This is a genomic window from uncultured Methanobrevibacter sp. (assembly GCF_937881195.1).
GTDB lineage: Archaea > Methanobacteriota > Methanobacteria > Methanobacteriales > Methanobacteriaceae > Methanobinarius.
Genome location: NZ_CALGFC010000072.1, coordinates 40504 through 52914 on the forward strand (window position 1 = coordinate 40504; position 12411 = coordinate 52914).

Below are 12411 nucleotides of genomic sequence, written 5' to 3' on the forward strand. Positions count from 1 at the left end.
TCATAATACAATTCTTATAAAAGTGGAACTGATGATATGCTAAATATAAGTGAAAAAACCAAAAAAATTTTAGAAAAAAGTATTGATGAGCCTTTATCTTATGATGATGCATTATACTTGATGAATGTGAAGGGGCATGACATTAATGGTTTAATAGCTACTGCAGATTTAGTAAGAGATGAAATTGTTGGAAATAATGTGACATTTATTAATAATTGGAATATAAATTTTACAAATATATGTTCTGGTACATGTGGATTCTGTGCATTTAAGAAAAATGATGGAGAAGATGATTCTTTCTTTATGAGTATTGATGAAATTGTAGATATAGCTAAAGAAGTTCATAAGAATGGTGCAACAGAACTATGTATCCAGGGAGGGTTGCATGAAAATGTAGATGCTTATTTTTATGAGGATATTGTGAAAAATGTTAAATCAGAATGCCCTGATGTTCATCTACATGCATTTTCACCTATGGAAATATATTATGGATCAAAACAAGCTGAACTTTCAGTAGATGAAACAATCAAAATGCTTAAAAAAGCAGGACTTGGAACCATAACTGGGACAGCAGCAGAAATATTAGATGATGATGTTAGAAAAGTAATATGTAATGGAAAACTAAGTGTAGCTGAGTGGGAAGATGTTGTAAAAACTGCACATAGAAATGGTATTAGAAGTACTTGTACTATGATGTATGGCCATGTAGAAACACTTGAAGACAGAGTAAAACACATGGAAATACTTAGGAATATACAAAAAGAAACACATGGATTTACTGAATTTGTTCCACTTACCTTTATGCATGAAAATACCCCAATATACCAAAGGGGAAAAGCTAGTCCTGGTGCAACAGGTGTAGAGGATCTTAAAGTTTATGCAATATCTAGATTAATGTTTAGAGACTTAATACCAAATATTCAGGTTTCATGGGTAAAATTAGGATTTAAATTTGCTCAAACATGCCTATTAGCTGGAGCTAATGATATGGGAGGAACTCTTGGAGAAGAAAATATTTCTAAATCCGCTGGAGCATCATATGGAGTTAGTACTGAAATAGAAAATCTAAAATCAATTATAAAAGATATTGGAAGAACACCAGCAATTCGAGATACATTGTATGAAAACATAAAAGAAGTCTAAACAAAAATGAATTATAAATAAAACTGAATTATAAATAGAACTGAATTATAAATAAAAATGGTATAATAAAATTCATATTAAAAAAAATAAATGTTAAAAATTATAATAAAATATATTAAAATATATTAAAATATATTTAAAATAAAGAAGATATAATGAAATAAATTTATAAAAATATTAAATTTAGAGATTTATATTAAATTATATCATAAATATCAGAAACAAAAAATGTTTTATTATAATTTAACTCCTTTTAAATAAGTACTAGTGGCTTCATAAATTTTAACATCCACAAATTTGCCAATTTCAACATCTTCAATAACAACAGGAACATATGAATCAGTTTTAGCTATGAAACCACCTTTAGAACCTTTTTCTACAACAAGTACTTTTTGTATAGATCCCACCAATTCTTTATTTTCGTATTCAGTGATTTCTGATTTAATATCTGTAAGATATTTTGAACGTTTTTTCATTACTTCATGAGGAATTTCATCAAGAACAGATGACGGAGCACCTTCCCTATGACGATACTTTGAAAGATGAATAAGCCCGGGTTTTAATTCTCTTAAAATTTCAGCGGTTTTTTTAAAATCTTCCTCTTTTTCAGTAGGATAACCTACAATTATATCTGTAGCTATAGTTAAATTAGGAATTTCATTTTTAAAACGATTAACAATTTTAATATATTCTTTAACAGTGTGGCCTCTTCTCATATCCACTAATACAGAATCACTGCCCGATTGTATAGGAATATGGATAAATTTATATACATTAGGATGTTTAAAAGCCTCAATTAAACTATCTAAATCATCCCCAATGTTATTAGGATGCATCATTCCTACACGAATTCTAAAATCATTATTAATTTCAGGATCATTAACAAGACCAGATACTTCTTTAATTAAATTAGATAATTTTTCATTAGTATCTTTTCCAAAAGCAGCAGTGTCTTGAGCAGTTAGTTGAATTTCAACACAACCATCTAATAAAGCACCTTTAGCTTCCTTTTTAATTTCAGAAATAGAGTAACTATTTAAAGTACCTCTAGCAAATCTAGTACAACAATAGCTACAAGCCCCTAAACAACCCTCACAAATCTGAATTATATGAATAAGTTCATCAAAACGGATTTTTGGAATACCTACCTTAGTATCTTTAGAAAACCCACACTCCCTACTTATTTCCCCATTTAATGTAGCTTTTACTACATTAGTAGTTTTATTAAGTTGATGAGGCCCAATCCATGAAGTATCTGGAGCTATTTTATTCAATTTTTTTGGGTCAATTTCAACCATACACCCACTAACAATGACTTTTAGCTCGGGAAATTGATCTTTTAACTTTTGTATCCTATTAGTTACTTTATTTTCAGTAGGCTGCTTTACATAACATGTATTGATAATAGCTACATCAGCATCATCAATAGAATTTACAATTTCAAAATCATTTTCAACCAAATTCCCTGCCATTATTTGAGAATCTGCTTGATTAAATGTACAACCAAAAGTATCTATAAAAACCTTTGAAACTACCATTTTATCCTCTAAAATATCAAATAATAAGATAATTAATTTTAAATTTACATTAGTCTAATATTTATTACAAAATTTTATATAAAAAACAAATTTTATCAAATTCTTATTATATATCCATATAAAAAATTAAAAAATAGAAAAATATAATAAAATTAGAAGAAGTTTAATACAATTAAATAATTAATAATCCTCATAAAAAAATATATTTTAATAAGAATATTTTAATAAGAATATTTTAATAATAATATTTTAATAATAATATTATAACTATAAAGAAATCTATTCTTAAATAAATAAAGAAATAATAATAAATTATAAATAGATTTATTTAATTTTCTTATCAGTTATTTTTCTTGAAACAATTTTATCAGTTAAATCATAATCATAATTCCTAAATTTAACTGGCTTTCCATAAATTCTTTTAATAACCCTTGCTTTAGCATATCCTTTTCTTGTCTTTCTTTCAATTGTCTTAATAACATTTATACGAATTATGTACTCAGCTATTTTAACAAAATCATCTGTAGCAAACTCAGATTCCCTATCTACTTCTACTTTAAATGAATCAACATTACCTGTTAAGTCTACAGAAACTCCAAATCTTGAAGGAATTTCAATTGAACTTGCCCAAATAGTAGAAACATCTTTCGCAATTGAACTTTCGATTCTTCTTCCATCTTTTGTTTCAAGAGAAGTAATTTCAACCTCACCCATATCAGATAGGAGAATATTATCTTTTGATAATACTTCATCAGGATAAATATCAATAGAAGTCTTTTTTGAGCTTTCATATTCACTTATGATAAGCCTAATTGATAAAGGTTTACTTTCTGTAATTTTATCTTTAAATACAGACTCACAATCATTACATTTTAATAATAATTCATTGATTTCTTTACTTTTTGATGAAATTTTCTTTGATTTTAACATATCGATGTTTTCCGACCCACAAATAGGACATTCCATTTTTAATACCTCTTGAAACTTAAATATACATATTCAAGAATTAATAAAATTTAAAATAATTATTGATATATTTATTTTTATTATATTCCTTTTAATTTTTAGTAGTTTTATTATATATTATTAATGTATTAATATATTTAAGATTAACATAATAATAAATATTTCAAAAAATAATATTTTAAAAGTGCAATTTATTTTAATATTAATATTATCGAAAAATATTAAAATTTTATTAAAAACAATTTATTAAATAAATATTTCATTGAATATAAACATTATTAACAAAAATAAGTTTTATTAAAAATATATAAAAAATCCTAAAAGAATAATTTAAAATAGATAGAAAATAATTATTGAAAATAAATAGAAAATAATTATTAGCTAATATCAAGCAATAGAACTTAAAATAAATATTAATAATAAATATTTGTTAAATAGTGATCTTTACTCTTTTTGATTTAGATAATGATTTACAAGACCACCATTATTAAGAATATTCAACATGAACTCTTTAAATGGTTCAATCTTAAATGATTTTTCAGAAGATTCATTAATGACAATCCCTTTTTTCAAGTCCAAAGAAATTATATCTCCTTCTTTAGCATCTATATCTGCTTTAATGACTGGAAGACCTATGTTAATAGCATTCCTATAAAAAATTCTAGCAAAAGATTTAGCTATTATTGCTGAAATTCCCGCAGTTTTAATAGCTAATGGGGCCTGTTCTCTTGAAGAACCACAACCAAAATTATCATCAGCTAATATTATATCTCCAGATTTAACATTAGAAGCAAAATCCTCTCTTTCACCAGCCATGACATGTTTTGCCAAATCTTTAGGGTTAAATGTTCTTAAATATCTTCCAGGGATGATAACATCAGTATCAATATTATCCCCAAATTTCCAAACTTTTCCTTTTATTTCATCCATTTTATCAACAAGTTATTCAATAAAAATAAATTATTTAATTAATATGATTAAAATTTTATATTCTCAAGAATTTAATTTAGAAATATATTATCTTAAAAATATATTAATCATAATAGTATTAATTGTATAATAAATAATTTTAAATAATTTTATAATAATTTTATAATAATAATTTCATTATATAATTAATCTATTTAAAAATTAGTTATATAAAATATAAAATTGCATTATAATATAATAATGCATTAGAATATTAATCTATCAGTATAAATTACAAGTTATTTAATGTAAGTAATGTTTTATATAGCTAACGATAATAATTCTAAAAAATACTCAAAAATAATCAATACAATATAAAAAATGAAATAAAAAATATCAAATTATTTATTAAAAAATTAATTAAAATTATTTTTCAATTTCAAAACCATGATTTTGAGCTTTTGTTTTAAATACAATACCGTCATTCCCAATATAATCTTTAGTTGCTTTAAAAACATCTTGATTCTTTTTATCGATTAATCCATAAATTGCTGGGCCAAATGAACTCATGCCTACACCATAAGCCCCAAATTGTTTCATATTATCCATTAAATCCTTAACATTCTGAGATTGTCTTGAAACTTCTACATTCTTGAAACCAAGTTTTTGAATTCTATTAATTGAGTCGCCAACAGATTCAATATTTTTTTCTAATAAAAAAGGTATAAGATTCATGAATATTATATGAGATAGCTGTTCAACATCATTTTTTGGAACAGGACAATACTTCTCAAAAATATCGTCTTCTTTCATACCAGTAACAGTTGTATCTGCATTACATATTGCTACAACTATTTCCCATTCCTCAGGAAAGTCATATCTACCAATTAATTGAGGAGGTTTAGCTGGATTAATTGAAGAAGGTAGAACAGAACCTCCTTTATCATTTAAATCATGCCCTCCATCTACAATAAAACCTCCAAAATCAAAAGCACCCATCCCAATTCCAGAACTTCCACCTCTTCCAAGAATACTACCTAGATGAATACTATCGACTTTTTTTTCATTAAATTCACAAATAAGTTTTGCTGTAGCTAAAGACATTTGTGTTCCAGACCCTAATCCTGAATGAGGAGGATAAGCTTCTTCAACAGTAAAATGGAACCCTTCATCAAAATTAAAATTAGAAATTACTTTTTCAGCAGAGCTCTGAATCTTTTTAATAGCTTCTTTTCTTATTTCATTATCAGTAATTTTTTCATTAAAATCAATGGAGATTCCTCTATCTGAACTTTCACACTTCAATGTAAAATTAGGTTTATTTATTGTTAATCCAATACCACCATCCGCTCGACCATATGACCCATTTAAATCTATTAAAGTCATGTGTAATCTAGAGGGTGTTTTAATAAGCATATAATAACTCCTTTAAATTGTTTCAATAATCATTAACAAAATATAATCATTAATAAAATTAATTATAAATCCAATAAATAAAAATTCTAGAATTATAAATAAAATCTAGTAAACATATATCACATTATAATATATTAATTTTTATATTTAATTCTAGATTAATCATTAAAATAAGTATAGAAATTAAAATTTATACTAAAAATGAGAAATAATAGCAGAATAAAAAATAGAAAAATAAAATAAAAAATAGAATAAAAATAGAAAAATAAAATGAAAATAAGAAATAAAATAAAAAATAAACAAAAATAGAAAAATAAAATGAAAATAAGAAATAAAATAAAAAATAAACAAAAATAGATAATATAATGAAAAAATAGAAAAATAAAAACTAAATTAAATTAGTTTTCAATTATTATTCTTTTTTAAATGGAACTGAAAATTCGTCTTCTATTTCCTGCCTATACATAGAATTCATTGTACAGAAAGGTATTATACGACCATCAGGAACCGCATAATGTATTACACATTTTTTAACCCTATCTTCATCAAAATTGAATGGATCCATAAAATGCATACAAGAAATTAGTAGTGAATTATGATGGAAATCACCTAAAGCTTCATAAGAACGATCTTTAAATACATTTACTAATATTTTAGATATATCCAAAGAATCTGGAGCTTTACTTCTATCTAAAACCCTTGGAATCTCCCTTGTAGCTTTAGCTAAAACTCTTGGTTTTATAGCAAAACCACCCTCTTCTATTTTTTGAGCATTTTCATCTAAAAATTCTAAAAACCTATCAACATCAATAAAATCGGTAACTGGAACAATAGACTTATCATTATCAACAAAAATATAAGTTGCTATACCACAATGTTGATGACAATTTAAGGTTACAGATGGTTCTTCACCTTCTAAAGCACCAATAAATCTAGATATAGGTTCTACTGAAGAAGGAGGATAAAAATCTTCTTCTTTAATCTGATTATCTGTTTGTTCAGAAGTTAGTTTAACAAAATCAGGAATAGTTATTCTCTGTTCTTCAACTTGATCTTGAGGAGTTCTGCCTGCAAAAGATACTGGTTGGAAATTAACCCCATGAACAATATCAATATTATTAATAGCAAATTGAATTATATCTCCAACTTGATCATCATTAATACCTTTAACTAAAGTAGGAACTAAAACAATTCCAAGGCCTGCTTTTCTACAATTTTCGATAGCTTGGATTTTCTGAGGAAGAATATTCTTACCTCTGTTGTAAATATAAGGTTCCTCAGTAACCCCATCAAATTGAAGATAAATGGTATTTAAGCCCGCATCAGCTAATTCTTTAGCTAAAGATTCTTTTCTTGCTAATCTTAATCCATTAGTAGCTATCTGAGTATGGGAAAAACCTTCTTCTTTAGCTAGTTTAACAAGTTCTACTATATCTTTTCTAACAGTAGGTTCTCCACCTGCATATTGAATAGCAGGAGTAGGATTTGGATCCAATCCCCTCAAATTTTTTAACATTTGACGTATTTCTTCAAACGTAGGTTCATAAAGTTTTTTAGAAACTGCAGCATTAGCAAAACAGACAGGGCATGTGAGATTACACCTATTTGTAACATCAATTAGACCCAGTACAGTAGCAGTCTCATGATCGCTACAAATTCCACAATTATTAGGACATCCCATCCCTTCATTGCTTAGATTTAAATTAACTTGAGGGTTATTTATTTGCTTAACAGATGATTTATAACCGTCAACTCGTTTATATAACTCCGCATTAGTCCAGTAAGTATTATTAAAACTACCATGTTCTGGACACTCCTTTTTTATCCAAATCTTCCCATCTTCTTCATAAACTTCAGCTTCAACTGGTTTAAAGCAAGTTGGGCATAAACTCATTGTTTTCTTAATAAACACCAAAATGATCACCTATCGTTTTAAACAATCATGATTAAATTTTAAATTTAATTATATAAATATCAACTATTTCCCACAATAATTATTAGCAATTAAAAGTAATTGATGATTTTAAATAATAACCAAATTGATTAATTAGATTATCATTATTAATAAAACTTATTGATAATTAGGATTATCAACTATAATAATTCATTATAAATCAAATAGTTTGAATTAATAATTAATTGATTATATTAAAACTATGAATTAATAATTAAAATTATTAATTAAAACTAATATATTATTAAACATCGTATTATAGTTCTAGATTAACACCATATTCTATTAATTATCTAAAATTATTTTTATTCACCCAATTCAATTATTATCTTATTATTTTCTATGATATTATATTTATATTTAAGTATTATATTTATATATTTACATTAGATAAGAAAATTTAGTAAAAATAGTAAAATAAAATATTAAACAAATAAAAAATAAGAAATAGGATAAAAGATTAAATAAAGTAATATTTAATCAATATTCCAATGAAAACAGCGATTTTAAAATAGATAATAATTCAAAAAAGAGGAATGCCTAAATTAAATTTTATAAAAAGTAGAAAAATATTATAAAATTTAATAAAAGTAATAATAATTATAAAATAAATTAAATTTTAGAATTTATTAAATAAAAAATTCCATTAAAAAATACACAATAGTAATTATAAAATATGATTTTATAAAAAATAAATAAAGATTAAAAAATTTAATTGAAAACTTAAAAAATTAAAAGAGTAATACTATAATCAAAGAAAATAAGTAACTTTATAAATTAAAAAAAATAATATGAGATAAGCTAATGTATTATTTAAAAACTAGAGGAAAATAATGTCAGATATAAATGCTTTTATTATGACCTGTCTGAGTGCAGTATATTTTATAATGCCTGCATATATTGCAAACCTTAGCGGTCTTGCATTTGGAGGAACCACCCCCGTAGATTTTGGGAGAAGTTTCATTGATGGTAGGAGAATTATTGGAGATGGAGTTACTTGGAAAGGACTCATTTTTGGAACTATTACTGGAACTCTAGTAGGAGCTATAGAAGGAATTTTAATTTGGGATCCTGTTTATGGAATCATAATCGGATTTTTATTAAGTTTTGGTGCATTATTAGGTGATGCTGCAGGCAGTTTCATAAAAAGAAGAATTGGAATAGGAAGAGGAAAACCAGCACCTATTTTAGACCAATTAGATTTTATTGCAGGAGCTTTAATTTTAGCATCTTTATACACAACCATAAGTATAGAAACAGTTATAATAATTGCAGTTTTAACATTAATAATACATCTAATTTCAAATATGATTGCATATCTCATTGGAATGAAAGACGTTTGGTATTAGTTTTTTAATTATTAACCTTATTTTTATCTTCTTGCACATATTATTCCATGTACTTTATATTTTTATTTTGATAATTATAAATTAATATTTAAATAAGACAATAATTAAACTAATTTTTAAATTAAAAAGAAAAATGATTGTTAAAATAGTATTTAAAATATAGAATAACAATAAATAACAAAAATAATAAATTAAACACAGAGATGATAATAGATTAAAAATCAGAATTAAAAAAAATTAAAAAAAATTAAAAAAGAATTAATTATGAAAATGAATATCAAGAATTCATATGTATAATTTTTTTTATTATTATATTTATTATTAGGAATATAATATCATATAATAATATACTGAACTTTTTAGTCAATTTAGGCTGTTGAATGAAGCTTTGATAAGATCATAAGACTGAGTTAAAGCTTCTCTAAAACCTAACCATTCAGGTATTTCATAGACAAAAACAGGAGTCCCAGTAGCCACAATAGGATTATCCACATTTGTAATAGAAGTACTTTTAGCTGATTTAGTAGTATCTCTTTGGTAATAATTAAAATTAGGAAGTTCTTTAATTGCTTTTTCTGCTAGACTAACTGATTTTGAATCCATTGACGGAGTAGCTATATAAAAACCTTCACCATAACCTTCTTCATGATCATGACCAATGATAACAAGACCATAATTTTCTTTAGCTACATCATTAACAACATAATCATGAACTAAAGATTCACCATTGCTTCGCCCAATATTAAAATCATCAGGATTATCTAAAACTGTTACTTCATAGTTTACTATATCTACCTTATTAAAAAGAGCATAAAATTTTACTGCAACAGGTAAAACTCCAGCAGAAAGTTTTTCACGAGAATGCATACCTGAAACAATAGCAATAGTATGATTCGATTCTCCATAATGTGAGTAAGTATATTTTGTAACATATCCCAAATCATTGGAACCAATAACTTCACTTTGAGAAAGGTTTGCAAATAGATATATTCCTACACTAATTATTACTAAAAGTAAAATTATAATAAGAGTTATATGTCTTTTTTTCATCATATCTCCATTAAAAAAATTTGAATGTATATAAAATATAAAGCATATTTTAAAATATTAAGAATTTAAGCTATTTAAATATTTGTTTGCCATTATAGCAGTTCCAATTGCAGGAGCAACAACACATTCTTCATCAGTCAATGTTTCATCCATAGACTTTACTTCTAGTTTCAATTTCTTTGCAGCTTCCTTAGCCAGTATATCTTTTCCAAGGCCAGTAGTGACAATTAAATCAAGATTTTCTCTATTAACAACTTCTTCTAAGGACCTAGCAATCTGATTAACTTGATTCTGATGAATATCAATAGAAATGTCGATAATGTCCTCAAAAGAAAGAATATCTAAATCAGCACATAATACTCTTGAAATTCTTCTTGCAGATTCTTCCTTAGATTTTCCAGCACCATCACAGGTATCACAAACATAATCTTCAATAGTAATTTTATCTAAGACATTATAAACATCTGCAGTAATAGCAAAAAGTTCAGAAGCAACATTATAATCCTTATTTTTAAATGAAACTGTGTTCAAAAAACTAGCTAAATTAGTCCTAAGAGTTCCAGTATATACTAACTCTTTAGTACCCAATCTTTCAAAATCAGATCTACCTTTGGCACATTCATTACCATTTTTAATAGGAATAATATCCGTAGTTGTACTCCCCGTATCAATAAAAATACAATTAGGACTTATTTGAGCAGCTATTTCTGCAGTAGCTATCCAATTAGCCGCAGCTATCTGAGAAGAATTTGATTTTACTTCTTCTAACGAAAGAACTTTATTAGTGCCTATAAAAACTATTGGAATATCTTTTGAAGAATTTTCATTGAAAATTTCTTTTGATTTATTAACTATATCCAAAACTCCTTCTTTTTTAGTTTCATATGCATCAACTAGTTCTGCAGTCATAGATATACCAATACAATCAATAGAATTAATATCTCCAATATTTTGGATTAATTCAATTAATGTATCCCCTAAATCATCATTTTTACTCCACATTGGAAGATATTTAAAATCACAAGCTATATTTTTGATTTTATTAGTTCCTTCTATAAAGTCAACTATAGCCAAGTCAGTATTTGCACCACCAATATCGAAACCAGCTATCTTCATATAATGTCCTCCGTTTAATAAATTAATATAATAAAAATCAATAAATATTATTATATTATAATAAAAGTTAATAAAAATTATTACACATAATAAAAGTTAATAGAGATTATTATCTTATAATAAAGTTAATAATAATATAAACTAAAAATAGTTTATATAAATCCTATAAAATTTTAATATTTAATTCATTTCCCTGTTTTTTAAATCTAACCGTTTTATCAAACTTATTAGACCCAATATATTTTTTATATTGAGTATTATCTTTAGATATCTCACTAATTTTTAATTTTTTATCTAATAAATTAATTATTAATTCCCCAATATTAAATTTAGCTATTTTACTAAGTCCAACATAAGGAGTAGTAAATCTAGAATTAATTTCTAAAAAGTAGATAGACTCATTATCAAAATAATCATCTTTTTTAATATAATCTTTTCCTTTTATATGATTATCTGCTTCTTTTATAAAATTATCTCTTTTTATGAAATCATTTTTTATAATTAAATCAACCCCAACAAATCCTTTAATACCTCCAATGGATTCAACAGCTTTTGTAGCTATTTTAAAAGCTAATTCAAACTTTGGATGATTATAGGGGAGTTCTCCACCAATATAAGATTGATTTTCTTTATTTATAGTTATATATTGTTTATTCAAGCTAATTGGAATAGCATTTTTACCATCAGAAATTAAACTAACACTAAGATTAATCCCCTGAATAAATTCTTGTACTAAAACTTCTGTTTTGTTAGGAAATGCTTTTTTTATATTTTTTATATCTTCAATTTCAGAAATAATAACCATATTTTGACAATCCACCCCATAAAGAGGTTTAACAATGAGTTTATAATCATTAATATCTAAAACATCGTCCCCAAACAAATTATCTTGAAAATCATCCGATAGAGAATTATCATTAGTATTAGTATTAGTATTAGTATTAGTATTAGTATTAGTATTAGTATTAGT

10 protein-coding genes are annotated in these 12411 nt (G+C 25.1%); 2 read left to right on the top strand and 8 right to left on the bottom strand.

Translation table 11 applies throughout. From position 1 onward, the window contains the following. Positions 1–36: 36 nt before the first annotated feature. Positions 37–1143 carry a 5-amino-6-(D-ribitylamino)uracil--L-tyrosine 4-hydroxyphenyl transferase CofH gene (cofH, locus tag Q0087_RS09635; RefSeq protein WP_297899898.1) on the top strand — a complete coding sequence of 369 codons (1107 nt, stop codon included), beginning with the start codon at positions 37–39 and terminating at the stop codon, positions 1141–1143. A 236-nt stretch (positions 1144–1379) separates the two neighbouring features. On the opposite strand, the gene Q0087_RS09640 is transcribed toward cofH, so the two are convergent. The 5 genes from Q0087_RS09640 to tes form a co-directional block, all read right to left on the bottom strand. Next, positions 1380–2681 carry a tRNA (N(6)-L-threonylcarbamoyladenosine(37)-C(2))-methylthiotransferase gene (locus Q0087_RS09640; RefSeq protein ID WP_297899900.1) on the bottom strand — a complete coding sequence of 434 codons (1302 nt, stop codon included), beginning with the start codon at positions 2679–2681 and terminating at the stop codon, positions 1380–1382. 324 nt (positions 2682–3005) lie between these two features. Beyond that, positions 3006–3647, bottom strand: coding sequence for an HVO_0476 family zinc finger protein (locus Q0087_RS09645; RefSeq protein ID WP_297899902.1), 642 nt, complete (start codon positions 3645–3647; stop codon positions 3006–3008). Positions 3648–4091: 444 nt separating this feature from the next. Further along, a complete protein-coding gene (gene hacB, locus Q0087_RS09650) occupies positions 4092–4577 on the bottom strand; it encodes a homoaconitase small subunit (protein WP_297899904.1) in 486 nt (161 codons plus the stop codon). A 405-nt stretch (positions 4578–4982) separates the two neighbouring features. Beyond that, positions 4983–5972: a beta-ribofuranosylaminobenzene 5'-phosphate synthase gene (locus Q0087_RS09655; RefSeq protein WP_297899906.1), complete on the bottom strand. Its 990-nt coding sequence runs from the start codon at positions 5970–5972 to the stop codon at positions 4983–4985. A gap of 412 nt (positions 5973–6384) precedes the next feature. Continuing rightward, entirely contained in the window at positions 6385–7884 is a 1500-nt protein-coding gene (gene tes / locus Q0087_RS09660) for a tetraether lipid synthase Tes (RefSeq protein WP_297899919.1), read from the bottom strand. An 875-nt stretch (positions 7885–8759) separates the two neighbouring features. On the opposite strand from tes, the gene Q0087_RS09665 reads away from it, so the two are divergent. Next, a complete protein-coding gene (locus tag Q0087_RS09665; RefSeq protein WP_297899908.1) occupies positions 8760–9275 on the top strand; it encodes a CDP-2,3-bis-(O-geranylgeranyl)-sn-glycerol synthase in 516 nt (171 codons plus the stop codon). Positions 9276–9638: 363 nt separating this feature from the next. Here Q0087_RS09665 and Q0087_RS09670 read toward each other — a convergent pair whose 3' ends face one another. The 3 genes from Q0087_RS09670 to Q0087_RS09680 form a co-directional block, all read right to left on the bottom strand. Further along, on the bottom strand, positions 9639–10325 hold the full coding sequence (locus tag Q0087_RS09670) for a hypothetical protein (RefSeq protein WP_297899910.1): 687 nt from the start codon (positions 10323–10325) through the stop codon (positions 9639–9641). Positions 10326–10382: 57 nt separating this feature from the next. Beyond that, positions 10383–11441: a hydantoinase/oxoprolinase family protein gene (locus Q0087_RS09675; RefSeq protein ID WP_297899911.1), complete on the bottom strand. Its 1059-nt coding sequence runs from the start codon at positions 11439–11441 to the stop codon at positions 10383–10385. A gap of 163 nt (positions 11442–11604) precedes the next feature. Next, positions 11605–12411, bottom strand: an 807-nt coding sequence (locus tag Q0087_RS09680; RefSeq protein WP_297899913.1) for an ATP-grasp domain-containing protein, incomplete at its 5' end; no start/stop codon positions are given.

Excerpts from the sequence above, each read along its gene's own strand:
- Q0087_RS09665 (WP_297899908.1), top strand. The coding sequence starts at position 8,760 with ATGTCAGATATAAATGCTTTTATTATGACCTGTCTGAGTGCAGTATAT.
- Q0087_RS09655 (WP_297899906.1), bottom strand. The coding sequence starts at position 5,972 with ATGCTTATTAAAACACCCTCTAGATTACACATGACTTTAATAGATTTA.
- Q0087_RS09640 (WP_297899900.1), bottom strand. The coding sequence starts at position 2,681 with ATGGTAGTTTCAAAGGTTTTTATAGATACTTTTGGTTGTACATTTAAT.
- Q0087_RS09675 (WP_297899911.1), bottom strand. The coding sequence starts at position 11,441 with ATGAAGATAGCTGGTTTCGATATTGGTGGTGCAAATACTGACTTGGCT.
- Q0087_RS09645 (WP_297899902.1), bottom strand. The coding sequence starts at position 3,647 with ATGGAATGTCCTATTTGTGGGTCGGAAAACATCGATATGTTAAAATCA.
- cofH (WP_297899898.1), top strand. The coding sequence starts at position 37 with ATGCTAAATATAAGTGAAAAAACCAAAAAAATTTTAGAAAAAAGTATT.
- hacB (WP_297899904.1), bottom strand. The coding sequence starts at position 4,577 with ATGGATGAAATAAAAGGAAAAGTTTGGAAATTTGGGGATAATATTGAT.
- Q0087_RS09670 (WP_297899910.1), bottom strand. The coding sequence starts at position 10,325 with ATGAAAAAAAGACATATAACTCTTATTATAATTTTACTTTTAGTAATA.